Origin of the sequence: Alloalcanivorax marinus (genome assembly GCF_016906305.1) — a bacterium.
In the GTDB taxonomy this organism is placed as follows: Bacteria; Pseudomonadota; Gammaproteobacteria; order Pseudomonadales; family Alcanivoracaceae; genus Alloalcanivorax; species Alloalcanivorax marinus.
Genome location: NZ_JADDOL010000002.1, coordinates 123,589 through 149,585, shown reverse-complemented (window position 1 = coordinate 149,585; position 25,997 = coordinate 123,589). Strand labels below are relative to the sequence as shown.

21 protein-coding genes and 1 CRISPR repeat array are annotated in these 25,997 nt (G+C 65.5%); of the genes, 14 read left to right on the top strand and 7 right to left on the bottom strand.

Annotation, left to right across the window (positions count from 1 at the left end; genetic code table 11):
* Nucleotides 1-26: 26 nt before the first annotated feature.
* Genes lptB through IM760_RS02240 form a run of 5 tightly spaced genes read right to left on the bottom strand, consistent with a single transcriptional unit; the run spans nucleotide 27 to nucleotide 3,322 of the window.
* Nucleotides 27-752 carry an LPS export ABC transporter ATP-binding protein gene (gene lptB, locus IM760_RS02260; protein ID WP_204426940.1) on the bottom strand — a complete coding sequence of 242 codons (726 nt, stop codon included), beginning with the start codon at nucleotides 750-752 and terminating at the stop codon, nucleotides 27-29.
* Entirely contained in the window at nucleotides 753-1,322 is a 570-nt protein-coding gene (gene lptA, locus IM760_RS02255; RefSeq protein ID WP_204426939.1) for a lipopolysaccharide transport periplasmic protein LptA, read from the bottom strand. It lies immediately after the preceding gene.
* Entirely contained in the window at nucleotides 1,300-1,854 is a 555-nt protein-coding gene (lptC, locus tag IM760_RS02250; RefSeq protein ID WP_204426938.1) for an LPS export ABC transporter periplasmic protein LptC, read from the bottom strand. The genes lptA and lptC overlap by 23 nt, the downstream gene beginning before the upstream one ends.
* Complete coding sequence (locus IM760_RS02245; protein WP_204426937.1) at nucleotides 1,851-2,354, bottom strand: KdsC family phosphatase; 504 nt, start codon at nucleotides 2,352-2,354, stop codon at nucleotides 1,851-1,853. The genes lptC and IM760_RS02245 overlap by 4 nt, the downstream gene beginning before the upstream one ends.
* Nucleotides 2,354-3,322, bottom strand: a complete 969-nt coding sequence (locus IM760_RS02240; RefSeq protein WP_204426936.1) for a KpsF/GutQ family sugar-phosphate isomerase — start codon at nucleotides 3,320-3,322, stop codon at nucleotides 2,354-2,356. Before IM760_RS02240 ends, IM760_RS02245 begins: the two co-directional genes overlap by 1 nt.
* Before the next feature lie 195 nt (nucleotides 3,323-3,517).
* Here IM760_RS02240 and IM760_RS02235 point away from each other — a divergent pair, with 195 nt between their 5' ends.
* The 7 genes from IM760_RS02235 (at nucleotide 3,518) to IM760_RS02205 (ending at nucleotide 13,822) form a co-directional block, all read left to right on the top strand.
* A complete protein-coding gene (locus tag IM760_RS02235; protein WP_204426935.1) occupies nucleotides 3,518-4,174 on the top strand; it encodes an MlaC/ttg2D family ABC transporter substrate-binding protein in 657 nt (218 codons plus the stop codon).
* A 92-nt stretch (nucleotides 4,175-4,266) separates the two neighbouring features.
* The gene (locus IM760_RS02230; protein ID WP_204426934.1) at nucleotides 4,267-4,521 is read left to right on the top strand and encodes a BolA family protein; all 255 of its coding nucleotides are present in this window, start codon (nucleotides 4,267-4,269) and stop codon (nucleotides 4,519-4,521) included.
* A gap of 24 nt (nucleotides 4,522-4,545) precedes the next feature.
* Nucleotides 4,546-5,808, top strand: coding sequence for a UDP-N-acetylglucosamine 1-carboxyvinyltransferase (gene murA / locus IM760_RS02225; protein ID WP_204426933.1), 1,263 nt, complete (start codon nucleotides 4,546-4,548; stop codon nucleotides 5,806-5,808).
* A gap of 17 nt (nucleotides 5,809-5,825) precedes the next feature.
* Nucleotides 5,826-6,479 (top strand): ATP phosphoribosyltransferase, encoded by a 654-nt coding sequence (gene hisG, locus IM760_RS02220; protein WP_204426932.1) that lies wholly within the window; start codon nucleotides 5,826-5,828, stop codon nucleotides 6,477-6,479.
* Nucleotides 6,476-7,777: a histidinol dehydrogenase gene (gene hisD, locus IM760_RS02215; protein ID WP_204426931.1), complete on the top strand. Its 1,302-nt coding sequence runs from the start codon at nucleotides 6,476-6,478 to the stop codon at nucleotides 7,775-7,777. Before hisG ends, hisD begins: the two co-directional genes overlap by 4 nt.
* A 6-nt stretch (nucleotides 7,778-7,783) precedes the next feature.
* Entirely contained in the window at nucleotides 7,784-8,845 is a 1,062-nt protein-coding gene (hisC, locus tag IM760_RS02210; RefSeq protein WP_204426930.1) for a histidinol-phosphate transaminase, read from the top strand.
* Between the two features lie 156 nt (nucleotides 8,846-9,001).
* On the top strand, nucleotides 9,002-13,822 hold the full coding sequence (locus IM760_RS02205) for an InlB B-repeat-containing protein (protein ID WP_204426929.1): 4,821 nt from the start codon (nucleotides 9,002-9,004) through the stop codon (nucleotides 13,820-13,822).
* 83 nt (nucleotides 13,823-13,905) lie between these two features.
* Here IM760_RS02205 and IM760_RS02200 read toward each other — a convergent pair whose 3' ends face one another.
* Nucleotides 13,906-15,012, bottom strand: a complete 1,107-nt coding sequence (locus IM760_RS02200) for a trypsin-like peptidase domain-containing protein (RefSeq protein ID WP_204427039.1) — start codon at nucleotides 15,010-15,012, stop codon at nucleotides 13,906-13,908.
* Nucleotides 15,013-15,075: 63 nt separating this feature from the next.
* On the opposite strand from IM760_RS02200, the gene IM760_RS02195 reads away from it, so the two are divergent.
* The 3 genes from IM760_RS02195 to sat all read left to right on the top strand — a co-directional run bounded on the left by IM760_RS02195 (nucleotide 15,076) and on the right by sat (nucleotide 18,094).
* Nucleotides 15,076-15,834 (top strand): Nif3-like dinuclear metal center hexameric protein, encoded by a 759-nt coding sequence (locus tag IM760_RS02195; protein ID WP_204426928.1) that lies wholly within the window; start codon nucleotides 15,076-15,078, stop codon nucleotides 15,832-15,834.
* Between the two features lie 67 nt (nucleotides 15,835-15,901).
* Nucleotides 15,902-16,765, top strand: a complete 864-nt coding sequence (locus IM760_RS02190; RefSeq protein ID WP_204426927.1) for a diacylglycerol/lipid kinase family protein — start codon at nucleotides 15,902-15,904, stop codon at nucleotides 16,763-16,765.
* 114 nt (nucleotides 16,766-16,879) lie between these two features.
* Entirely contained in the window at nucleotides 16,880-18,094 is a 1,215-nt protein-coding gene (gene sat, locus IM760_RS02185; RefSeq protein ID WP_204426926.1) for a sulfate adenylyltransferase, read from the top strand.
* Nucleotides 18,095-18,160: 66 nt separating this feature from the next.
* Here sat and IM760_RS02180 read toward each other — a convergent pair whose 3' ends face one another.
* Nucleotides 18,161-18,682, bottom strand: a complete 522-nt coding sequence (locus tag IM760_RS02180) for a Z-ring associated ZapG family protein (protein WP_204426925.1) — start codon at nucleotides 18,680-18,682, stop codon at nucleotides 18,161-18,163.
* Between the two features lie 87 nt (nucleotides 18,683-18,769).
* On the opposite strand from IM760_RS02180, the gene IM760_RS02175 reads away from it, so the two are divergent.
* The 4 genes from IM760_RS02175 (at nucleotide 18,770) to IM760_RS02160 (ending at nucleotide 23,289) form a co-directional block, all read left to right on the top strand.
* Nucleotides 18,770-19,399: an alpha/beta hydrolase gene (locus IM760_RS02175; protein WP_204426924.1), complete on the top strand. Its 630-nt coding sequence runs from the start codon at nucleotides 18,770-18,772 to the stop codon at nucleotides 19,397-19,399.
* A 135-nt stretch (nucleotides 19,400-19,534) separates the two neighbouring features.
* Nucleotides 19,535-20,623, top strand: a complete 1,089-nt coding sequence (gene zapE / locus IM760_RS02170) for a cell division protein ZapE (RefSeq protein ID WP_204426923.1) — start codon at nucleotides 19,535-19,537, stop codon at nucleotides 20,621-20,623.
* 75 nt (nucleotides 20,624-20,698) lie between these two features.
* Nucleotides 20,699-21,844 carry an acyl-CoA dehydrogenase family protein gene (locus IM760_RS02165; RefSeq protein WP_204426922.1) on the top strand — a complete coding sequence of 382 codons (1,146 nt, stop codon included), beginning with the start codon at nucleotides 20,699-20,701 and terminating at the stop codon, nucleotides 21,842-21,844.
* A 203-nt stretch (nucleotides 21,845-22,047) separates the two neighbouring features.
* On the top strand, nucleotides 22,048-23,289 hold the full coding sequence (locus IM760_RS02160; protein ID WP_239549556.1) for an OmpP1/FadL family transporter: 1,242 nt from the start codon (nucleotides 22,048-22,050) through the stop codon (nucleotides 23,287-23,289).
* A 293-nt stretch (nucleotides 23,290-23,582) separates the two neighbouring features.
* Nucleotides 23,583-25,832: a CRISPR direct-repeat array (repeat unit 28 nt; unit sequence GTTTGCTGCCGCATAGGCAGCTAAGAAA).
* Nucleotides 25,833-25,997: the final 165 nt, after the last annotated feature.

Genomic DNA, 25,997 nt, shown 5'->3' with positions numbered 1-25,997 from the left:
CCGGCCGGTGAGCGGGCCGGTTCCGGTTACAGCCGGAAGTCCGCCCCCAGGTAGACGTCGCGCACCTGCTGGTTGCCGAGAATGGTGTTGGCGTCGCCTTCGGCGATGATGTGGCCGGTACTGACAATATAGGCCGTGTCGCAGATGTCCAGGGTTTCGCGCACATTGTGGTCGGTGATCAGCACGCCGATGCCCCGTTCCTTCAGGTGGCGGATGATGCCCTTGATGTCGTTCACCGAGATCGGGTCCACGCCGGCGAAGGGCTCATCCAGGAGGATGAAGTCCGGGTTGGTGGCCAGCCCGCGGGCGATTTCCGCCCGCCGGCGTTCGCCGCCGGACAGGCTCATGCCCATGGAGTCGCGGATGTGGTCGATGTGGAACTCGTTGAGCAGGCTTTCCAGTTGTTCCTCGCGCTGGGCCTTGGTCATTTCCTTGCGCGTTTCCAGGATCGCCATGATGTTCTGCTCCACGGTGAGCCGGCGGAAAATGCTGGCTTCCTGGGGCAGATAGCCGATGCCCCGGCGGGCGCGGCCGTGCATGGGCAGGTGGGTGATGTCGTCGCCGTTGATCTCGATGCGGCCGGCGTCGGCGGCCACCAGGCCCACGATCATATAGAAGCAGGTGGTCTTGCCGGCGCCGTTGGGGCCCAGCAGGCCGACGATCTGGCCGGCCTCCACTTCCAGGGACACGTCCTCGATGACGCGGGTGCTTTTGTAGCTCTTGGCCAGGTTATGGGCGCTCAGATGTGCCATTCAGGGGGTCTCCGCCTTGCCGCCGTCGGCGCCGCCATTGCCGGTGTCGCTGGTGTCGTCGTTGCCGCCGGCGCCGCTTTCGCCGGACGGGTCGGTGTTTTTGGCCGGGATCACCAGCCGCACGCGCTTGTCGCCTTCACCGCTGGCGTCCACCCGCCGTGAATCCAGGTTGTACTGCACCCGGGCGCCCTCGAAGGTGTTGCCCTGGTGGTCCACATGGGCGTCGCCGGTGAGCACCAGCCGCCGGGCCCGCAGGTCGTACACCAGGTTTTTGGCCCGCGCCTGCAGGTCATCGCCCTCGCGCATGCGCACCGGATTGCCGGTGGCCTCCACGCGCACCAGTTGGTTGTTCTCGGTGAACAGCCGGATCACGTCGGCGTTCAGGCGCCGGTTGCCCTGGATCAGCTCCGCGTCGCCCCGGTACACCCCGGTGCCGGCGCTTTGCTCGAAGGTGGCGCTGTTGGCGCTCACCTCCACGGGCTGGCCGCCGGGGGGCTGGGCGGCGCCGGCCAGGCCGGCGAACAGCAGCCCGAGCAGGCCGAGCCCTTTAATTGCTGCCCGTGAATTCACTTACCACTCCTTGTCCAAGGGTCATTTCGCCGCTGTTCAGGTCCGACTGCATGCTGCCGGCGCGGGTATTGCCGTCGCGGTGCTCCAGGGTCAGCGCGCCCGGCGAGCGGACCTGGCCGGCGTCGTTCAGGTACTCCAGTTGGTCGGTGCTGAGCGTGACCCCGTTGGTCTCGCTGCGTGCCTTGACCTCATCCATGAACACGATCAGGTCGCCGTTGTCGCGCACTTCACCACGGCGGGAACGGATGGTCCAGACGCCGTTGTCGTTTTCCATGCGCAGGTCCGGCTCGGTGAGCGTGGTCAGGGCCTCGCGCTGAAACTGCTCCAGATGGTCGGCCTTGAGCTCGTAGCTGACCTTGCCGGTTTCCCGGTCGTAGGCCTTGGCGGTGATGGTGTCGGCGATGATCAGCGGCGCGCTGAGAAAGGCCTCCCGGTCGTCCTCCAGAGGATTGTCCCACTCGTGCAGGGTCATCAGCACGATCAGACCGAGCAGGAGGATGCCGGAGGCGCTGAGCAGACCCTGGCGTCTCACGGCGCCTCCCGCAACGCCAGCAGGGCGTCGCAGATCTCACGGACCGCGCCTTCGCCGCCGCGGGCCCGGGTGACGTGATCGGCGGCCTGCCGGGCGCAGGCGTGGGCGTTGGCCGGGGCGAACGCGATCTGGGCCCACTGCAGAGCCCCCACATCCGGTTCGTCGTCGCCGGCATAGCCGGTTTCACGGGCGCCGACGCCCAGGCGCCCGGCCAGGTCGGCGAGCGCCACGGCCTTGTCCTCGCGCCCCTGAATGACGTGCTCGATGCCCAGTTCCCGGGCACGGCGCGCCACCATCGGGGTGTCGCGGCCGGTGATGATGGCCAGGGTCACGCCGCTGGCGGCCAGCTTCTTGAGGCCGTGGCCGTCGTGTACGTGGAACACCTTGAGGGTTTCGCCGTCCGGTCCGTAATGCAGGCGGCCGTCGGTCATCACGCCGTCCACGTCGAACGCCATCAGGCGCAGGGCGCGGGCGTCGGCGGTGGAAATGGAAAAGGCCATCACATCACTCCGGCGCGCAGCAGGTCCTGGGTGTTGAGGGCGCCGATCGGGCGGCGCTGATCGTCACAGACGATCAGCCCGTTGATCTTGCGCGTTTCCATGATCTGCAGCGCCTCGGCGGCGAGCAGGCCCGGCGCCATGGTCACCGGGTGGCTGGACATTACCTCGGCGATGCCGGCCTGGCGGATATCCAGGCCCTTCTCCAGGGTGCGGCGCAGGTCGCCGTCGGTGAACAGCCCGATCAGGCGGCCGTCCTCGTCCACCACCGTGGTCATGCCCAGGCCCTTGCGGGTCATTTCCAGCAAGGCGTCGGACAGACTGGCGTCGCGGGGCACCTTGGGCAGGCGCTCCTCGGTGTGCATGATGTCATCCACCTTCAACAGCAGGCGCCGGCCCAGGCTGCCGCCCGGGTGGCTGAGGGCGAAATCCTCGGCGGTGAAGCCGCGCGCTTCCAGCAGGGCGATGGCCAGGGCGTCGCCCATCGCCAGGGTGGCGGTGGTGGAGGAGGTGGGCGCCAGATTGTGCGGGCAGGCCTCTTCCTTCACGGCCACGTCCAGATGCACGTCGGACAGCCGCGCCAGGGACGACTCCGGGCGGCCGGTCATGCTGATCAGGCCGGCGCCCTTGCGCTTGATCACCGGCAGGATGGTGAGGATCTCGCCGGTCTCGCCGGAGTTGGACAGCGCCAGCACCACGTCGGCGCCGGTGATCATGCCCAGGTCGCCGTGGGAGGCCTCGCCCGGATGCACGAAAAAGGAAGGGGTGCCGGTGCTGGCCAGGGTGGCGGCCACCTTGCTGCCGATATGGCCACTTTTGCCCATGCCGGTGACGATCACGCGGCCGGGACATTCGAGAATGCGCTCGCAGGCGCGCACGAAATCGTCGCTGACACGCTGGCTCAGCGCGGCCACGGCGCGCGCTTCTTCATCGAGAACGCGGCGGGCGGTGGCGATGTGGTGATTGCTCATGGTCTCTCGTGTCTCCTCGCTGGCGGCGATTATACACTGGCGCGCCCGCCCTGAGACCCCGCGGTGGCCGTCGGCGTTCCCGGCGCCGGCGCTTCACGGAACCCCGCCGGCGCCCCGTGTTCCAATAACAAACGCCTGGACACCCCGTAGGGAAAGCCGTACAACCGGGCATCAAGCAATGACAGGGAGTGATCTATGACCTTTAAACAACCTTTCGCGGCGGTAATGGCGCTGATCCTGGTGGCCATGGCCGGCCTCGCCCAGGCGGCCCAGGACCCGCGCCAGCTGGTGCAGGATACGCTGGACCGCATGACCTCGCTGATCGACCAGAACCGGGACCAGCTCAACAAGGACCCGGAGTACGCCCGCCAGCTGGTCCGTGAGGAACTGGTGCCTCTGGTGGACTTCAAGCGCATCACCCGCATGGTGATGGGCGATTACTTCGACGACGCCAGCCGCGACCAGAAGTACCGCTTCCTGGATGTGTTCAAGAACAGCCTGATCAACACCTATGCCTCCGGCGTGACCCTCTACCAGGGTCAGAAGATCGAGGTGCTGCCGATGCGCGAGGAAGACCGCAAGGGCAACTACGCCCGGGTGCGCGTGCAGGGCACCACCGACGACGGCAAGGTGATTCCGGTGTACTTCACCCTGTTCCAGGACGGCGACCAGTGGAAGGTGGTGAACGTGTTCGTCAACGGCCTGGACCTGCGCGCCGTCTACCAGGCTCAGTTCGCCCAGTCCATGCAGCAGTACGGGGACCTGGACCAGGCCATCGACAACTGGTCCGCCCAGAACGCCGACGTGGAAGAAAAGGTGGACATCGAGAGCGCCCCGCAAAGCCCTCAATGATCCCGCCCTCCGGGGCCGGCGCCCGCCGGTCCCGGCATGACAACCCCGGTGGCCCTCGCGTATCATTCGCCCCTCAGCAATAAGGAGCGACCATGAATCCCGATGACGTGAAGGCACTGGTGGAAGCCGGTTTCGACGGCGCCGATGTGGCGGTGGAAGGCGAAGGTGACCGCTTCCTGATCCGCGTGGTGTCCGATGCCTTCGAAGGGCTGATGCCGGTAAAACGCCAGCAGCTGATCTACGCCTGCATCAACGATCGCATCAAGGACAACAGCATCCACGCCGTGTCCCTCAAAACCTTCACCCGCGCCGAGTGGGACAAAGCCCAGAAGATGGGCATCGCCTGAAGACCGGGTTCTAAGAGACTTTCCATGGACAAATTGATCATCACCGGCGGCAAGCGCCTTGACGGCGAGATTCGTATTTCCGGTTCCAAGAACTCGTCGCTGCCGATTCTGGCCGCCACGCTGCTGGCCGGCGAGCCGGTGACGGTGGGCAACCTGCCGCATCTGCAGGACGTGACCACCCTGATCGAACTGCTCGGCCGCATGGGCGTGCAGGTGGTGATCGACGACCGCCTCAACGTGGAAGTGGACCCGTCCCGCATCGAGGACTTCGTGGCACCCTACGAGCTGGTGAAAACCATGCGCGCCTCGATCCTGGTGCTGGGCCCGCTGCTGGCCCACTTCGGCCGCGCCTCGGTGTCGCTGCCCGGCGGTTGCGCCATCGGCTCCCGGCCGGTGGACATTCACCTGCGCGGCCTGGAGGCCATGGGCGCCGACATCGAGGTGACCAACGGCTATGTGCACGCCAGCGTGGACGGCCGCCTGAAGGGCGCGCGCATCGTCATGGACACGGTCACCGTGACCGGCACCGAGAACCTGATGATGGCGGCGGCCCTGGCCGACGGTACCACCATTCTGGAAAACGCCGCCCGGGAACCGGAAGTGGTGGACCTGGCCAACTTCATCAACGCCATGGGCGGCAAGGTGCGTGACGCCGGCAAGGACACCATCGTGATCGAGGGCGTCGCCAAACTGGGCGGCTGCCACCACGATGTGATTTCCGACCGCATCGAGACCGGCACCTACCTGATCGCCGCCGCCATCACCGGCGGGCGCATCAAGTGCAAGGACACCGACCCGACCCTGTTGGACGCGGTGCTGCAGAAGTTGGAAGAGGCCGGCGCCCGCATCGAGACCGGCGACGACTGGATCAGCCTGGACATGGAGGGCCGCCGGCCCAAGGCGGTCAGCCTGCGCACCGCGCCGTACCCGGCCATGCCCACCGACATGCAGGCCCAGTTCATGGCGCTGAACATCATCGCCGAGGGCACCGGCACCATCGTCGAGACGGTGTTCGAGAACCGCTTCATGCACGTGCAGGAAATGAACCGCATGGGCGCCGACATCGAGGTGCAGGGCAACACCGCCATCTGCCGTGGCGTGGAAAGCCTCACCGGGGCGCCGGTGATGGCCACCGACCTGCGCGCCTCGGCCTCCCTGGTGATCGCCGGCCTGGCCGCCGAGGGCGACACCACCGTGGACCGCATCTACCACATCGACCGTGGCTACGAGTGCATCGAGGAAAAATTGCAATCCCTGGGCGCGATCATCCGTCGCGTGCCGGGCTGAGTGGGACCGCGCCTGACATGACCGAGACACCGCTGACCATCGCCCTGTCCAAGGGCCGTATCCTCCAGGAGACGCTGCCGCTGCTCAAGGAAGCCGGCATCGAGCTGCTGGAGGATCCGTCCGCGTCGCGCAAGCTGATTTTCGACACCACCCGGGCGGACGTGCGCATCATCGTGATCCGCGCCACCGACGTGCCGCCCTACGTGCAGCACGGCGGCGCCGATCTGGGCGTGGCCGGCAAGGACGTGCTCATGGAGCACGGCGCCGAGGGACTGTTCGAACCCCTGGATCTGGAAATCGCCCGCTGCAAGTTGATGGTGGCCGCGCTCAAGGACGCGCCGCCGGTGAGCGGCCGGGTGCGGGTGGCCACCAAATTCGTCAACGTGGCGCGGGCTTATTTCGCCCGCCAGGGCAAGCAGGCCGAGATCATCAAGCTCTACGGCGCCATGGAACTGGCGCCGCTGGTGGGGCTGGCGGACCGCATCGTCGACATCGTCGACACCGGCAACACCCTGCGCGCCAACGGCCTGGAGCCCACCGAGATCATCGCCGACGACATTTCCTCCCGGGTGGTGGTCAATCGGGCCAGCATGAAGACCCGTCACGCCGACATTCAGGGTATTCTGGATAAACTGGAACAAGCGGTAGCAAAACGACGGACCCCGGCATGAAAACCACCCGCCTCGACACCCGTGACAGCGATTTCACCGAACGCCTGAACGCCCTGACCGCCTGGAGCGAGGAGCGTGACGAGGAGGTCGGCGAGCGGGTGCGCGCCATTCTTCGCGACGTGGCTAAGCGCGGCGACGCGGCGGTGGTGGAATACACCAACCGCTTCGACCGCCGCGACGCCGCCACCCTGGCGGATCTCACCGTGGAACGGCCGGAGCTGGAAGCGGCCCTGGCGCGGCTGTCCGACGAGCAGCGCCAGGCCCTGGAAGCCGCCGCCGCCCGGGTGCGCGACTACCACGAGCGTCAGAAGCAGGATTCCTGGAGCTATCGGGACGCGGACGGCACCCTGCTGGGCCAGCAGGTCACCGCCCTGGACCGGGCCGGCATCTATGTACCCGGCGGCAAGGCCGCCTACCCCAGCTCGGTGCTGATGAACGCGCTGCCCGCCCATGTGGCCGGGGTCGGCGAGATCGTCATGGTCAGCCCGGCGCCGGACGGGGAACTGGACGACATGGTGCTGGCCGCCGCGGCGGTGGCCGGGGTGGAGCGCTTCTTCACCGTGGGCGGCGCCCAGGCGGTGGCGGCGCTGGCGTTCGGCACCGAGTCGATCCCGGCGGTGGACAAGATCGTCGGCCCCGGCAACATCTACGTGGCCGAGGCCAAGCGCCAGGTGTTCGGCAAGGTGGGCATCGACATGATCGCCGGCCCTTCGGAAATCCTGGTGGTCTGCGACGGTCACACCGACCCGGAATGGATCGCCATGGACCTGTTCTCCCAGGCGGAGCACGACGAGGAGGCCCAGGCGATTCTGGTCAGTCCGGATGCGGCCTTCCTGGACACGGTACTGGAGACCATGGAGCGGCTGGCGCCGACCCTGGAACGGGAAGCCATTATTCGCACCTCCATGGCCAACCGGGGGGCGCTGATCCTGGCCCGGGATCTGGATGACGCCTTCGAGGTGGTCAACCGGATCAGCCCGGAGCACCTGGAGCTGTCCATGGACGACGCCGGCCGCTGGGCGAAAAAAGTGCGCCACGCCGGCGCCATCTTCCTGGGCCGGCACACGCCGGAGGCCCTGGGTGATTACTGCGCCGGCCCCAATCACGTGCTGCCCACCAGCGCCACGGCGCGCTTCTCCTCGCCGCTGGGCGTCTATGATTTTCAGAAGCGCAGCTCGCTGATCGGCTGCTCCCCGGAAGGCGCCAGCGCCCTGGGGCGGGTGGCCTCGGTGCTGGCCCGGGGCGAGCGACTTACCGCCCACGCCCGCAGCGCGGAGCTGAGAATCAAGAAAGACTGAGGCCTTATGAGCAAATTCTGGAGCCCGTTCGTCCGCGACCTGGAACCCTACGTGCCCGGCGAACAGCCGAAAATGGCCCGGCTGGTCAAGCTCAACACCAACGAACACCCGCTGGGCCCCTCGGCGAAGGTGATCGAGGCGATCCACGCCGCCGCCGACGAGCGGCTGCGCCTCTACCCGGACCCGGACGCTCTCGAGCTGAAGGACGCCATCGCCACCTATTACCGGGTGAAGACCGACCAGGTGTTCGTCGGCAACGGCTCCGACGAAGTGCTGGCGCACATTTTCTTCGGCCTGTTCAAACAGGACCGGCCGCTGCTGTTCCCGGACATCACCTACAGCTTCTACAAGGTCTATTGCGGGCTCTACGACATCGACTACCGGCCGGTGCCCCTGGATGACGACCTGGCCATCGACCCGGCGGACTATTCAGCCCCCAACGGTGGCATCATCTTCCCCAACCCGAACGCGCCCACCGGCCGCCTGCTGCCGCTGGACGCCATCGAGACCGTTCTCGCCGCCAACCCGGATTCGGTGGTGGTGGTGGACGAGGCCTACGTGGACTTCGGCGGCGACACCGCCATCGCCCTGGTGGACCGTTACCCCAATCTGCTGGTCACCCAGACCCTGTCCAAATCCCGCGCCCTGGCCGGCGTGCGGATCGGCTTCGCGGTGGGCGACGCGGCGCTGATCGAGGGCCTGGAACGGATCAAGAACAGCTTCAATTCCTACCCCCTGGACCGTCTGGCCATCGCCGCCGGCAAGGCCGCCTTCGAGGACGACGACTGGTTCCAGCGTGGCCGCGAACTGGTCATCGAAGAGCGCGAAACCCTGCGCCACGCTCTGGAAGGGCTGGGCTTCCAGGTGTTGCCCTCGGCGGCCAACTTCCTGTTCTGCCGCCACCCGGATCGCGCCGGCGCCGACCTGGCGGCGGCCCTGCGCGAGCAGGGCATCATCGTGCGCCACTTCGGCAAACCGGAGCGCATCCGCGACCACCTGCGCATCACCGTGGGGCGCCCGGACCAGAACCGGAGTCTGGTTGATGCACTTTGTTGCATTTGCAAATAGAACAAAACAAAACATTTCTTTGCGCTTTTTCACAATTGTGGTATCTACCCCGGTAAGAATAATGCCGCTCTGATATCGGCGCCGGCAACGCGGCGCCGGGCGGCTTAGAGCGACGGTGCACCGCCGTCGGTGAAGGGATCTCTCGGGGGAAATTTCATGATGTTCGATCACGCGGGTTTGACCGGCGCGGCTGTCCGTGCCCGTCCGTGGCGCTGGCTGGTGGGCGCTATTCTGGCACTGGTGCTGGCCGGCTGTGGGGGCGGCGAGGTGCCGGTGCCGGGGGGCGAGGGGACCCGCGTGGAAGGCCGGGTGGTGGCGCAGAACGACGCGGTCGGCTTCAGCACGGCCTCCGCTGCCTCCACCGCCTATCAGCTGACCGCCTATGACCGGCGCGGCAATCGTCTGGATCGCTGGTCCACGACGGCGGACGGCAGCTACCGGCGCACCCTGCAGGGCCAGGCCCCGTTTCGCATCGAGGCGGCCTCCGAGGCCAACGACGTACCGCTGGTGGCGGTGTGCGACGGCCGCGGCACCGTGCATTGTGACATCACCCCCTGGACATCGCTGATCGCCCGCGCCGCCGAGGACAGCGGCGACAGCCCGGCGGGCATCGCCGCCCGGCTGTACGCTTCGCCGGCCTTCGATCTGGAAGAGGGCCAGGATCCGTTCCTGCTGTACCGTGACGGCGAGCTTGAGCCGGGCCGCTTCGATGTGGACGCGGTGCTGACGCTGATGGCCACGCCGGATGGCCTGGACCAATGGCTGACCGCCATGAGCCAGTGGCTGGCGGCCCCGGACCCGGCCGCCTCGCCGGTGGGGGTGCCTCGCATCACCCTCACGCCCCAGGTCAGCGCCGGGGGCAGTCTGGATCCGGCCACCCGGGCGGTGGCGCGTGGCGATGTGGCTACCTTCCAGGTGCAGCCCGCGGAGGGCTACCATCTGCTGACGATCAGCGGCTGTGACGGTGAATACGACGCCGACGCCGGAACCTTCACCACCGGTATGATCACCGGCGCCTGCGCGGTCAGCGCCGACTTCGAAATCAACCGCTACGACCTGACCTATGGCGCCGGCGCCAACGGTTCCCTATCCGGTTCCGCCACGCAGCGCGTGGATCATGGCGCCGACGGCACGCCGGTCACGGCGGTGGCGGCCAGCGGCTACCATTTCGTGCAGTGGAGCGACGGCGCCACCAACAATCCCCGCCAGGATCTGGCCCTGACCGGTGATCTGACCGTCACCGCCAGCTTCGCCATCAACCGGTACGATCTCAGCTACGGCGCCGGCGCCAACGGCAGCCTGTCCGGTCCGACCAGCCAGCAGCTTGATCACGGCCAGACCGGCGGCGCGGTACTGGCGATTCCCGACACCGGTTACCACTTCGTGCGCTGGTCCGACAACCGTGTCGAGAACCCGCGCACCGACGGCCCGGTAACCGGCGATATCACCGTCACCGCGCAGTTCGCCATCAATGAATATCAAGCGACCTACAGCGCCGGCTCCGGCGGCACGGTGAGCGGCACCATCACGCAAACCGTGGCCCATGGCGGTAATACGTCGGCGGTCACGGCGGTGCCCGATGAAGGCTACCGGTTCGTGGACTGGAGTGACGGCCGCACTGACAACCCGCGCACCGATAGCGGCGTCACCCAGGCCTTCCAGCTGCAAGCCCGTTTCGAGCTCAAGCAATACAGCCTGAGCTACAGCAGCCAGGGCAACGGCACTTTGCAGGGACAGACCAGCCAGACCGTCTCCCATGGCAGCGACGGGAGCGCCGTTACCGCGCAACCGGACACCGGCTATGAGTTCGTGGAGTGGAGCGACGGCGGCACCGCCAACCCCCGCACCGATACCGGCGTCACCGCCGATCTGACGGTCAGCGCTCGATTCACGATTCTGCAGTACGCGCTGAGCTACAGCGCTGGCAACGGCGGCAGCCTCACCGGAAACCCGGCGCAGACCGTGGACCACGGTGCCGACGGCAGCGCGGTCACCGCCACCGCGGACACCGGCTACCACTTCGTGCAATGGAGTGACGGCGTGACCACCGCCACGCGCCAGGACAGCGGCGTTACCGGTCCGCTCACGGTCACCGCCACCTTCGCCATCAATCAGTACTCGATGTCCTATACCGCCAGCGCGGGCGGGACCATCGACGGTGAGGCGACCCAGACCGTGGATCATGGCGGGGACGCCAGCACGGTGACGGCGGTGCCCGACACCGGTTATCGGTTCCTCTACTGGAGCGACGGTTACAGCCTGGCGACGCGGACCGACACCGGCATCACCGCCGCGCGTACCCTGCACGCCACCTTCGGCCTCAAGGAATACAGCCTCACCTACGGCAGCCAGGGCCACGGGTCCGTCCAGGGGCAAACGGAGCAGACCGTGTCCCATGGTGGCGACGGCAGCGCGGTGACGGCGCTTCCGGAGACCGGCTACGAATTTGCGCAGTGGAGTGATGGCGTCACCGCCAACCCCCGTACCGACACCAATGTGGTCGCCGACCTGACCGTCAGCGCGCAATTCTCCCTTCGCCAGTACGCCTTGACCTACGGTGCCGGCACCGGAGGCAACCTGAGCGGGGACGCCGCCCAGACCGTGGACCACGGTGGCGCCGGCAGCGCGGTACAGGCGGTCCCGGATACCGGCTACCAGTTCGTCAAGTGGAGCGATGGCGTCACCGCCAATCCGCGTACCGACAGCAATGTCAGCGCGGACCTGAATGTGCTGGCGGAGTTCGAGCGGCTCGAATTCACCCTCACCTACAGCGCCGCCACCGGCGGCGCGCTGAACGGCACCGCCGTTCAGACGGTGGCTTACGGAGACGACGGCACGGCGGTGGAAGCGGTCCCGGATACCGGCTACGCCTTCAGCGGCTGGAGCGACGGTGGCAGCGCCAACCCGCGTACCGACGGCAATGTCACCGCCAACCTGACGGTGCAGGCGCAATTCACGGTGCTGCAGTACGCGTTGAGCTACAGCGCCGGCACCGGTGGCAGCCTCAGCGGCAGCGCCAGCCAGACCGTGGACCACGGTAGCGACGGCAGCGCGGTGCTGGCGGTGGCCGACACTGGTTACCACTTTGTGCAGTGGAGCGACGGCGGCACCGCCAACCCGCGCACCGACGCCGACGTCGGCGCGGATCTGACGGTGCAGGCGCAGTTCGCGATCAACCAGTACACCCTGACCTATGCGGCGTCCACCGGCGGCACGGTAAGCGGGGTGTCCCCGCAGACCGTGACCCACGGCGAGGACGGCAGTGAAGTCACCGCGGTGGCGGACACCGGCTATCACTTCGAGCAGTGGAGCGACGGCGTCACCGAGAATCCGCGCACCGATACCGGCGTCACCGCCAGTCTCAGCGTCACCGCGCAGTTCGCTCGCGAGGGTCTGGAACTGGCGGTCGATGAAAAATACTTCGCGGCGCTCGCCACCGGTGAACAGAGGATTCTGAACAGCGGCACCGAAGCGGCGGAGTATCTGCTGATGCCCATGAACCTGACTCGCAGCGATCAGGCACTGCCGATCAGCGTGAGCCTCACCGATGGCGAAACGGCACCGGGCGTCACGTCGCTGAGCGATGCCACCCTGAATGGTGCCATCAACGAGCGGGCGGCGCAGAAAGCCGACGCCCTGGCCCGCCTGGGCACCGTCGGCGCCGGCACGCCGTTGCCCGGCGGCGCCGGTATCCCCGCCGGCGTACCGCAGGTGGGTGACATCTGGCAGATGAACGTGAATCTTACCGACACCTGCGACGCCGCCGTTGTGCGCAACGCCGAGGTGAAGGTGGTGAGCACCCATGCGGTGATTCTGGCGGACGTGGACAACCCCGCCGGTGGTTTCCCCGTGGACAACGGTCAGAACAACTACGATTACACCGAAATTGCTTCCATCTTCGATGCCACCGTGTACCCGGCGGTGACCGACTTGCTTGGCGACACGCCGGACCGGGACGGCAACGGGCGGGTGGTATTGTTCTACACCCGCGCCATCAACGAACTGGACCCGCCGGCCTCGTCCATAAGCAGCTTGGGCCGCTACCTGGTACGCGACCGGCTGTCGCCGACGGAATGTCCGACCAGTAACGACGGCGAAGTGCTCTATATGCAGGTGCCGGACCCCACCGGCGCGGTGAACAGCAATGTGCGCACCGTCAGCTCCGTCATGGGCGGTACCAGCCGACAGGCGGGCATGGAGATGGCGTTGATGATCGCCGACGACCGTCAGCTCCAGGCCGGCTCACTGCTGCCGGAAGGGTGGCTGGACAACGGGCTGGCGACGCTGGCCAGCGGCAGCCTGTTCTATCAGACGTCCTATGGCCTGGCGCCACTATACCGTATCGGTCTGAGCGACCTGACCACCGGCACTAACGCGTCCCGGCGGGTGGCGGCGTTCAACACCTACCAGAATCTGATGTTCGGTGAGTGGCGAGGCTGGTTGCAGAACCCCTGGCGTACCGGCCTGATCAGCACCTCGGAGCGGGATACCCGGTCGCGCGGTCTGGCCTGGGCGTTCCTGCGCTACGTCTCCGACCGTCAGGCGGTGGCCAGCAACGATCCTCCGCTGGTCTCGGCGGCGGACGCGGTGGCCTATCAACTGGCCGGCAGCGGCCAGGACGGTTGGGACACCCTGGACGGTATCACCAGCGGTGCCACTGGCGATTGGCTGCGAGACTTTCTCCTGGCGGTGTATCTGGATGGCCTGGCCGGCTCGCCCGTCGCCGGCTATTCGGCGAGCCGCCCCTACCGCATGGAGAGCTGGAACTTCAGCTCGGTCTACGGCGGCCTTGGCGGTCTGCCACTCACTGTTCAGCCGCTCACCGTCGGCTCTGGCAGAAGCCTGAACCTGGCGGGGGCCGGTGGAGCCTTGTACCTGCGCTTCTCGGTGGCGGCGGGCGGCAGCGTGATGCTGGAATTCAACACCAACCCGGTGGGTGGCGAGGACGCTCGCTACGCGCTGGTGCGGCTGAAATAAATCAGGGCCCTCGCGGCTGAAGCCGCTCCTACATCGTCATCCGATTGTAGGAGCGGCTTTAGCCGCGATCGGCTACGTTTGATCTATTGCCGGGCCGGCGGGCGGGTGCCGATGGTCACTTCCAGATTCAGGCGCTGGCCGTTGCGCAGCACGTTGAGAGTGAGCTTGGTGCCGGGTTGGGTGCCGGCGATGCGGTTCATGGCTTCGTAGCCGTCGCTCATGGTCTCGCCGTTGATGCCCACCAGCACGTCCTCGGCCTGCAGGCCGGCCTGCTGGGCGGGGCTGCCGGACACCACCTCGGTGACCACGCCGCCACGCACCTCCTCCATGCCGAAGGTTTCCGCCAGGGTCGGGTTGATGTCCTGGACGCTGACGCCCAGGTAGCCGCGGATCACGCGACCGTGTTCGATCAGGTCGCTCATCACCTCGCGGGCGATGGAGGCCGGCGTGGCGAAGCCGATGCCCTGCCAGTTGCCGTCCTGGGAGAGGATGGCGGTGTTGATGCCGATCAGGTGACCGCGGGTGTCCACCAGGGCGCCGCCGGAGTTGCCCCGGTTGATGGCCGCGTCGGTCTGAATGAAATTCTCGAAGGTGGCGATGCCCAGGTGGGTGCGGCCGGTGGCGCTGACAATGCCCATGGAGACGGTCTGGCCCACGCCCAGGGGGTTGCCGATGGCCAGTACCACGTCGCCCACGTTAACCGGCTGGGGGCCGTTCAGGTCGATCACCGGCAGATTCTCCAGGGCGATCTGCAGCAGCGCCAGGTCGGTTTCCGGGTCGGTGCCCACCACCCGCGCCGGCGCGTCGCGGCCGTCGCGCAGGGCCACCAGAATTTCGTCGGCGTCGCGGATCACGTGGTAGCTGGTCATTACGTAGCCGTCCGGCGAGACGATCACGCCGGAGCCCAGGCTGGCCAGGGCCCGTTCCCGGCGGGGGCGCTCCATGAAGCGGTCGAACAGGGGATTGTCGCTGACACTGTCGCCGCGGGTGACGATCTGGGTGGTGTAGACGTTGACCACCGCCGGCGCCGCCCGGGTCACCGCGCTGGCGTAGCTTTCCACCGCCGGCGCCGCGCCGCCGGCATTCTGGCGTTGCGCGCCGGGGCCCTGCTGGTACCACCACAGCACGCCCAGGCCCACGGCCAGGCCGGCCAGCACCGGCGGCGCCAGAAAGCGAAGCAGCTTCTTCAGCACTGAGTTTGCCCCCACGAATCATGTAAACTGCGCGCAATGTTAGCACAGGGGAGAACGCCGATGCTGAAGCGCGACCACTTGCTGCGGGTGCTCGACGAGGCGCTGCAAACCCATCGTTTCCAGGACTATTGTCCCAATGGATTACAGGTGGAGGGCCGCGAACAGGTGCGCCGTCTGGTCACCGGGGTGACCGCCTGTCAGGCACTGATCGACGCCGCCATCGTCGAGGAAGCGGACGCCATCCTGGTGCACCACGGCTATTTCTGGAAAAACGAGGATCAGCGGGTGCGCGGCATGAAGAAGCAGCGGCTGCAGAGCCTGCTGCGTCACGACATCAGTCTGTTCGCCTACCACCTGCCGCTGGATGCGCATCCGCAGATGGGCAACAATGCCCAGCTGGCGCGGCGCCTGGGGCTGCATGTGGAAGGTGGCCTTGAGCCGGACAACTCGCTGTCCATCGGCAACGTGGGGCGCCTGGACGAACCGATGAGCGCCGAGGACTTCGCCGCCCACGTGGAGGCGGTGCTGGGCCGCCAGGCGTTGCACATCGGCGACAGCCAGGACGAGATCGAGACCCTGGCCTGGTGCACCGGCGCCGCCCAGGGCTTTATCGAGCGGGCCCAGGCCCTGGGGGTGGACGCCTACCTGAGCGGCGAGATTTCCGAGCCGACCACCCATTTCGCCCGCGAAACCGGCATCCACTACTTCGCCTGCGGGCATCACGCCACCGAGCGCTACGGCGTGCAGGCGGTGGGCGAGTGGCTGGCCAACGAGTACGGGGTGGAGCACGTCTTCATCGACATCGACAACCCGGTGTAACCCGCCGTTCGGAGCAGTATCGCGCCGCCGGGGCCGGAGCCCCGGGCGGCGCGACTTCAGGAATTCCATGAACATCACGGTGATATTCAACCCCACCGCCGGCGGCGGCAGGGCCCGGCGGCTGCGCCATTTCGTGCGCGCGCTGGAACAGGGCGGCGCCCGCGTGCGGCTGTACCACACCCGCGCCCCGGGCGACGCCACCCGCTATCTGAATGCTCTGGCACACCAGGGCGAGTGCGTGGTGGCCGCCGGCGGCGACGGCACCACCAACGACGTGATCAACGGGCTCAAGCCCGGGGTGGCGCTGGCGCTGTTCCCGATCGGCACCGCCAATGTGCTGGCCCGCGAGCTGAATCTGCCGCGCAAGCCGGAGGAGGCCGCCCGGGTGGTGCTGGAAGGGCGCACCCTGAACATCACGCCGGCGCTGCTCAATGGCCGCCGCTTTCTGGTGATGGCCGGGGTCGGCTACGACGCCTGGGTGGTCGATCAGGTGGACCTGATCGCCAAACGTCGCATCGGCAAGCTGGCCTATGCCGTCAGCATGCTGCGCCAGGTATTCCGCTACGGCGAGGTGCGCTACCGGGTCACCGTGGACGGCCGGCCGCTGGACTGTTTCTCGGCGGTGATCAGCAATGGCCGCTATTACGGCGGCAGCTTTATTCTCAGCCGCCAGGCCAACCTGAGCCGGCGCAGTGTCCAGGTGCTGCTGTTTCAGCGGCCCGGCCGGTTGTTTCTGCTGCGCTGTCTGGCGGCGCTGCTGCTTGGCCGCATGGAGCGCGTGGACGGCGTCGCCTCCTTGAGTGCCGAACGGGTCACGGTGACCGCGCCGGGCCTGGAGCCGGTGCAGACCGACGGCGACCCGGCCGGTTTTCTGCCCGCCGAGATCGAGCTGGAGGCGGAGCCCGTGGCGGTGCGGGTGCCCTGGGCCTGAGCAGGGATCGGGCATAAGCCCCAAACGGATTGTTCTTAGCAGCGCTGGAGACGGCCACGCCGGCGCCGGTATAATCCGCCGCCAACCCCAACGACCACCTTCTAGGGAGTGAACATGTCGCAACTGGTGAAACCCCATGGCAGCGAGACGCTGAAAACGCTGCTGCTGGACGGCGCCGAACGGGAACAGGCTCTGGCCGCCGCCAGGGACCTGCCGCAAATCCGCCTCAGCTCCCGGGAGCGGGGCGATCTGATCATGCTCGGCATCGGCGGCTTCACCCCCCTGGACGGCTTCATGGGCAAGGCCGACTGGCAGGGCGTGTGCGACAACATGGCGCTCACCGACGGCGTGTTCTGGCCGATCCCGATCACCCTGTCCACCGACGCCGCCACCGCCGACGGCCTGGCCGAGGGCGCCGAAGTGGCCCTGGTGGACGCCGAGGGCGAGATCATGGGCTCCATGGTGGTCAACGAGAAGTACACCATCGACAAGGCCCATGAATGCCAGCAGGTGTTCAAGACCACCGACGAAGAGCACCCGGGCGTGAAAATGGTGATGGCCCAGGGCGACGTGAACCTGGCCGGGCCGGTGAAGGTGTTCAGCCAGGGCGAGTTTCCGGAGAAATACGCCGGCATCTATCTGACCCCGGCGGAAACCCGCGCCATGTTCGAGGAACGCGGCTGGAAAACCGTGGCGGCGTTCCAGACCCGCAACCCCATGCACCGCTCCCACGAGCACCTGGCCAAGATCGCCATCGAAATCTGCGACGGCGTGCTGGTGCATTCCCTGCTCGGCAATCTCAAGCCAGGCGATATTCCCGCCGAGGTGCGCCAGAAAGCCATCAAGACCCTGATCGACAACTACTTCGTGGACAACACCGTGGTTCAGTCCGGCTACCCGCTGGACATGCGCTACGCCGGCCCCCGCGAGGCGCTGCTGCATGCCCTGTTCCGCCAGAACTACGGCTGCTCCCACCTGATCGTGGGCCGCGACCACGCCGGCGTGGGCGACTACTATGGTCCGTTCGACGCCCATCACATCTTCGATGAGATCGCCGACGACGCCCTGATCACCCAGCCGCTGAAGATCGACTGGACGTTCTGGTGCGACAAGTGCGGCACCATGGCCAGCATGCGCACCTGCCCGCACACCGCCGACGACCGCGTGCTGGTCAGCGGCACCAAACTGCGCAAGCTGCTCAGCGAAGGCGGCGACGTGCCGGACAACTTCAGCCGCCCGGAAGTGCTGGCGGTGCTGCGCGAGTACTACGAAGGCCTGCAGGACCACGAGAAAGTGAAAGTGGAACTCAAGGGCCACTCGGCGCGCTGATCCGCGCCAGCGCACATAAAAAACCCGGGCCTGGCCCGGGTTTTTTTATGCGTGGATTCGCCGGTCTCAGCGCGGGCGGTCGCTCTCGTCGTCGTCGTCGTCGCGCACGTCGGCGTAGTCGCGGGGCGGCTCCATCACCGTGGAGGGGCTGTTGTCCTCGTCCACGTTCACCGGGCTGAAGGGACCGTCCGCCTTCTTCTGCAGACCGAAATCCTCGGACAGGGTGCCCTGGGCCTTGGGCGCGTAGTCCAGCGGCTGGGACAGCGGCGCTTCCGGCTCGTAGGTGGCGTCCAGACTTTTCGCGGCGGCTTTCTTGCGGCCGGTTTCACTGCACAGATCGTGGGCGCCCCGGGACAGATGCTGATGCACGGTCCGGTAGGAGTGGGTCAGCTCGTTGATCAGATCGGCGGTTTCGAGAAAATGGCGGTCCACCTGGTCGCGATAATGGTTGAGGGCGTTGCGTGCGTCGTCGCGCTCGCGAATCACCTGGCTGGCCTGACGGCGCGCCGGCATCAGCCAGTACAGCAAGCCGGCGCCCGCGATCAGGCCGGCCAGAAAAGTGAGCAGGTGGGTTGTCAGCGTATCCATGTCATACTCCCTCAAGGAATCACATTGCAGCACAGACCCCGTGGCCACGCCAAGCGAACCCGGGGCGAAATTGTATCGGGAGGAAACATGAGCCGTGATCGTCTGGCCCTGGAGGGCCCGGAAGGGACCCTGGAAGCGGCGCTGGAAGGCGATACCGACAATCCGGCGATGATCGCCATCGTCTGCCACCCGCATCCGCTGTTCGGCGGCACCATGGACAACAAGGTGGTCACCACCCTGGCGCGGGCCGCCCGGGACGCCGGCGCCGCCGTGCTGCGCTTCAATTTCCGGGGTGTCGGCAACAGCCAGGGTGCCTTCAGTGACGGCATCGGCGAAACCGAGGACCTGATCGCCGTGCACCGCTGGCTGACCCGCGAATTTCCGGACCGGCCGCTGTGGCTGGCGGGCTTCTCCTTCGGCAGCTTCGTGGCCGCCCGCGGCGCAGAGGTGCTGGCCGCCAATGGCCAGGCCCCCAAGGCGCTGATGCTGGTGGCGCCGCCGGTGCACCATTTCGATTTTGAAGGCATCGAGACCGCCGGTTGCCCGGTAACCGTGGTGCAGGGCGAGGACGACGAGGTGGTGCCCGCCGAGCAGGTGTTCCGCTGGGCCGGCCAGACACCGCTGACGCCGGACCTGATCCGCTTCCCGGACAGCGGTCATTTTTTCCACGGCAAACTGGTGGACCTCAAGGAGGTGGCGGCGTCGCGTCTGCCCTGACTCGCGACCCCCGCCCCCCACACTACCGTAGGAGCGGCTTCAGCCGCGATCCCCACTGATCGCTCGGCCCGCGCGTTGTTGTCAGCCCGCTTACGGAACGCTACATTGACTCGCCGTTCACCACCACCGGACACCATGACGCCCCTCGAGAAATATCAGGCCGATCTGGCCCGCCCCGAGTTCGTGCACGATGCCGCCCAGGAAGAGGCGGTACGCGCCCTCGATCATCTCCATCACCGTTTGTGCGAGGCGCGCCCGCCCGCCGGCCTGTTGGCCCGGCTGCGCAAATCGAAGCGACGTCCGGAAAAGGGCCTCTATATGTGGGGCGGCGTGGGGCGCGGCAAGACCTACCTGATGGACGTGTTCTTCCAGTGCCTGCCGTTCGAGGAAAAGCGGCGCATGCACTTTCACCGCTTCATGCAGAAAGTGCACCGCCAGATGCGCGAGCGGCAGGGCGAGAAGAACCCGCTGACCAGCATCGCCCGGGAATTCGCCCAGCGCTACCGGGTGCTGTGTTTCGACGAGTTCTTCGTCACCGACATCACCGACGCCATGATTCTGGCCACCCTGATGCAGACCTTGTTCGACGAGGGCGTGACCCTGGTGGCCACCTCCAACATCGAGCCGGACGGTCTCTACAAGGACGGCCTGCAGCGCGCCCGTTTTCTGCCCGCCATCGAACTGCTCAAGCAGCACACCCGGGTGATGAACGTGGACGGCGGCCACGATTACCGGCTGCGGGTGCTGGAGCAGGCGGAACTGTTCCATTGCCCGTTGGGCGCCGAGGCGGACCGGTTCATGGAAGAGCGCTTCGCCGCCCTGGCCTCGGAGCACGGCCGCCACCGGGCCAACGGCAATATCCTGGTGGAAGGGCGCAAGATCGCCACGGTGAAATCCACCGACGATGTGGTCTGGTTTGATTTCACCGCGCTCTGTGACGGCCCGCGCAGCCAGAACGACTACATCGAGATCGCCCGGGAGTTCCACACCGTGCTGGTCTCCGATGTGCAGCGCATGGGCGCCGGCAGCGACGACCGCGCCCGCCGCTTCATCAACCTGGTGGACGAGTTCTACGACCGGGGCGTGAAGCTGGTGATCACCGCGGAAACCCCCATCGAGGACCTCTACGCCGGCGACCGCCTGGGTTTCGAGTTCGAGCGCACCCGCTCCCGGCTGCTGGAAATGCAGTCCCAGGAGTATCTGGCCCGCGAACACCTGGCCTGAGCGTTTTGGTCATTGTTCCCCGGGTGGGGGTAACGGGACACTCTGTTTCCCGTTCTACACAACCCGGAGACAGCCATGATCCCCCGTACCCTGTTCAGTTCCGACCACGAAGCGCTCCGCGACACCGTTCGCCGTTTCCTGGAAAACGAGGCCGTACCCCACCACGAGCAGTGGGAGCAGGATGGCCAGGTGCCCAAGGCGCTGTGGCGCAAGGCCGGCGAACAGGGCTTTCTGTGCCCCATGGTCAGTGAGGAATACGGCGGCCTGGGCACCGACTTCCTGTACAGCGTGGTGATCAGCGAGGAGATCTCCCGGGCCGGCCTCACCGGCATCGGCTGGGGCCTGCACACCGAAATCGTGGCGCCCTACATCGAGCATTACGGTTCCGAGGCCCTGAAACAGAAGTACCTGCCGAAAATGGTCAGCGGCGAGATGATCGGCGCCATCGCCATGAGCGAGCCCGGCGCCGGCTCCGACCTGCAGGGCGTCAAGACCACCGCGGTCAAGGACGGTGACCACTACATTCTGAACGGCTCCAAGACCTTCATCACCAACGGCCAGAACGCCGATATCGTGATCGTGGTGGCCAAGACCGACCCGTCCAAGGGCGCCAAGGGCACCAGCCTGATCATCGTCGAAGAGGGCATGAAAGGCTTCGAGAAAGGCAAGAACCTGAAGAAGGTGGGCATGAAGGCCCAGGACACCTCCGAGCTGTTCTTCCAGGACGTGAAAGTGCCCGCCGAAAACCTGATCGGCCAGGAGGGCATGGGCTTCGTCTACCTGATGCAGGAACTGCCCCAGGAGCGCCTGGGCATCGCCATCAACGGCCTGGCCATGGCCGAGAGCGCCTTCCGGCACACCGTTGACTACGTCAAGGAACGCAAGGCCTTCGGCCAGCCCGTGGCCGGCTTCCAGAACACCCAGTTCAAGCTCGCCGAGATGCGCACCAAGCTGGATGTGGCCCGCGCCTACGTGGACCGCTGCCTGGAACTGCACCTCAAGAAGGAACTGGACATCCCCACCGCCGCCGGCGCCAAGTACTGGGTCACCGACCTCCAGTGCGAGATCATCGACGAATGCGTGCAATTGCATGGCGGCTACGGCTACATGTGGGAATACCCCATCGCCCGCATGTTCGCGGACGCCCGGGTGCAGCGCATTTACGGCGGCACCAACGAGATCATGAAAACCATCGTGGCCCGGGCGGTGCTGGCGGACTGACGTGAACGCGGGACGCGGCGGAAGGCGACCGACCGGTCGCCTTTTTTTGCCGAAAAAACGCCCGGTTTTACATTCGCCGGCTTCTCCGTCCCGTCTTGCAAGTTTATTCTTACTCCGTCGGTGTATACCGACTTTTACCGGGTGCCCGGGTCTGTGTGGATGAAGCGACCCGGCGCCTTCGGCTCGATACGATGGAGAACAATATGATGAAAAGAAGAGGCGCGTTGCTCGCGGGTTCCGTGCTGTCGCTGGCTTCCGGCACGGCCCTCGCTTCCGGTTTTGGCGTTTCCTACCAGTCCGTGTCCGCCATGGGCACCGCCTACGCCGGCTCCGGTGTGCTCAGCGAGGACGCCACCAACCAATGGTACAACCCCGCCACCCTGGCCGGTCTTTCATCCGCCCAGTTTTCCGTGGCCACCCATCAGGTCTGGATCGACACCACGTTCAAAGCGGACGGTGCCTCCGGCCCCGGCCCCGGCGACTTCGAGGACGTGGAGCCCTTCGTGGGCAGCGTGTTCCTGGCGGTGCCGTTCAACGACCGGGTCACCTTCGGCCTGGGCATCAACGCACCCTTCGGCACCAAGATCGAGTACGAGGATGGCTGGGGCAACGCGGTCGCCCCGGGCGTGACCTCCGGCGACTTCTACGCCCAGGAATCCGACGTTAAGACCCTGAACGTAAACCCGGCGGTGGGCATCCAGGTTACCGATAACCTGCGCCTTGGCGCTGGTGTCAGCTATCAGAAGATTGATGCGGACATCGAGAACGCCGCCACTCGCCTTGAGGGTGACGACGACGCCTTCGGTTGGAACCTGGGCCTGACCTACAGCCCCAACGAAAACAACCACTTCGGCGTGGCCTATCGCTCCGAGATCAGCTACGACATCGACGGCGATATCACCTTCAAGCCGGCGGCTACCGGTTTGCCGGTCGCCCTGGAGTTCGCGGGCAAAACCAGTCTGGACCTGCCGGCGACCCTGCAGCTGTCCTACGCGGGTGACTTGAACGACCGCACCCAACTGCTGTTGGGCGTGGAGCGCATGTATTGGCACAGCCTGGACCGATTGGTGATCGACCATGCCGGTCCGGCACCGTTGCCGAACCCGGCGGTGGAGAACTTCAACTGGGACGACACCACCCGTTATTCCATCGGCCTGCGCCACACCCTGCCCAGCGATACCGTGCTGCGTCTGGGGCTGGCCAAGGAAGAGTCCACCCAGGACAGCGACAACCGCTCCGCCATCTCTCCCGACTCTGATCGGGTCTGGGCCACCATCGGTGCCGGCTTCCAGCCCACCGACAACCTCAGCATCGACGTGGCCTACGCCCATATCTGGGTGGATGACGCGGATATCCGCCGTCAGGACGGCACCAAGCCGCCGCTGGCCGGCACCTACGAACTGGACGCCAACGTCATCGGCGCGCAGCTGAACTACCAGTTCTGAACGCCGTTCGCCAAGGCGAAATAAAAGAAGCGGGCCCTCGGGCCCGCTTTTTTCGTCCCCGGCCAAGCGCTTCTTGCTGAAGTGACGCCTAACTCCAGGGGTGCTGTGTCGCGATTCGCCGTGTTATGTGCGATTAGGCCGCTTCATCGATCTCTTCTTGGGAACCCTTTTTTATAAGACAAAAAGAAGTTATTTAATATCAATGAGTTAAAAGGCTGTCTCAACAAAGGGTGATTCGCTGTGATGGGCGACTTATGGAATATATTTCAAAGAGTTATGATCGGGGCGTTCTAGTTTGCTGCCGCATAGGCAGCTAAGAAAGCAAGGAAGAAGCCCGGGCCCAGGCCGAACGAGTTTGCTGCCGCATAGGCAGCTAAGAAATCCAGCGGCGGCGTCCACAAGAAGCTCCGCGCGTTTGCTGCCGCATAGGCAGCTAAGAAATCGTGGCGCGCGGAAAATCGGGTCTACTCCGAGTTTGCTGCCGCATAGGCAGCTAAGAAAACGAGGACTACGACGACATGGAAGCCCGTTTCGTTTGCTGCCGCATAGGCAGCTAAGAAAAGCTCAAAGTGCGGCAGGTCGTCAAAACCGTTGTTTGCTGCCGCATAGGCAGCTAAGAAAAGGCCCGAGTCGATCTCATTCCTGCGCCGCCAGTTTGCTGCCGCATAGGCAGCTAAGAAAGACTGGCCGGCGGAGACAGCAGAGGGCTACGACGTTTGCTGCCGCATAGGCAGCTAAGAAAGGTTTAATCGTACGGATGCGCGCCATCAGATTGTTTGCTGCCGCATAGGCAGCTAAGAAATGTCGGCCACTCCGTGAGGATTCAGTGAGTGTGTTTGCTGCCGCATAGGCAGCTAAGAAATCTGGCTGGATCAGTGCCGGATCGGCCCGGGCGTTTGCTGCCGCATAGGCAGCTAAGAAAATCGAGATACGGCACAGATAGCGCCAAGTCGCGTTTGCTGCCGCATAGGCAGCTAAGAAAAGCGGGAACTTGGCGGCCAGAGTGGCGGTTGTGTTTGCTGCCGCATAGGCAGCTAAGAAACAGCACTGGCAAAGGACCTGACGAATAACCCCGTTTGCTGCCGCATAGGCAGCTAAGAAATCCACGCGCTCGACCACGATGCACTGGTGGCGGTTTGCTGCCGCATAGGCAGCTAAGAAAATCATCCTTAGGAACGGGCGCGGAATCCTGCAGTTTGCTGCCGCATAGGCAGCTAAGAAAACCACATGCCCGACCTGGGCGCACTGGAAGATGTTTGCTGCCGCATAGGCAGCTAAGAAATACGCCGTCGTTCTCGCCGTGGTCGCCGCAATGTTTGCTGCCGCATAGGCAGCTAAGAAAGACGACGAGGGCGCCGAGCATACGGCGCTGAAGTTTGCTGCCGCATAGGCAGCTAAGAAAAGCCGATAGTGCAGCGGCGTCCAGTCATAGCCGTTTGCTGCCGCATAGGCAGCTAAGAAAAGCGTGGTCGAGCTGCGCAACGGCACCCGCACGTTTGCTGCCGCATAGGCAGCTAAGAAACCTTTGTTCGCGGGGTACGATAACACCACCATGTTTGCTGCCGCATAGGCAGCTAAGAAAAAGCGGAGCGCGGAGCCGGAGGCGGAGGTGCGGTTTGCTGCCGCATAGGCAGCTAAGAAAGTGGGCGCCGTGATCGTGCCGGACCCAGCCCAGTTTGCTGCCGCATAGGCAGCTAAGAAACACCGCCACGCCGGCGCCCGTGGTGGGGTCCACGTTTGCTGCCGCATAGGCAGCTAAGAAAAATCTCAGCCACCGCCGTCATGGTCTCCTGGAGTTTGCTGCCGCATAGGCAGCTAAGAAAGCCGACGCGCTCGGAATCCGTTACCAGTCCGTGTTTGCTGCCGCATAGGCAGCTAAGAAAGGGCACACTCACAATCAATGCCCATGAGCGCCGTTTGCTGCCGCATAGGCAGCTAAGAAAGGCATCGAAGAGTTCCTGTTCGAGGACCAGGAGTTTGCTGCCGCATAGGCAGCTAAGAAATGGGACGCCCGGGCTGCCATCCGCGTTGAGCGGTTTGCTGCCGCATAGGCAGCTAAGAAAAGCGGGCCCGGTAGGGATCCTGCGCGAGCAGCGTTTGCTGCCGCATAGGCAGCTAAGAAATCGCACTCCTCGTCGTCGTTGACCGGGACACCGTTTGCTGCCGCATAGGCAGCTAAGAAAGCTGGCGGTTAGCCCGCCTGGGGTTGGCTCTGGTTTGCTGCCGCATAGGCAGCTAAGAAAAATATGCAATAGCGTAACTGTTGAGGCCCCGGGTTTGCTGCCGCATAGGCAGCTAAGAAAGTTGTCGTAGCAGCGCAATTCGGTACCGTAGCGTTTGCTGCCGCATAGGCAGCTAAGAAAACCGGCCGCAGCCGGCGGCCTTCACCCCAGGGGTTTGCTGCCGCATAGGCAGCTAAGAAAGACAAGGGCCAGATCGAGGACCAGGAGGTGCTGTTTGCTGCCGCATAGGCAGCTAAGAAAATTTCGGAAACTTAGAAATCGACAAATCCGCTGTTTGCTGCCGCATAGGCAGCTAAGAAAGCCGGGGATCCGGAATGGAGCGGGAGCCAACGGATTGCTGCCATATAGGCAGCCGTCAAGCTAGGAGCGAAAGCATCATCAATTATGCTGCCAAAAGCTCAAAAGCGGAAAGGTGCCTATTTTAAGGGCTCTATCAGTGCAGGAATTGGCAGCGTCGGCCGGCGC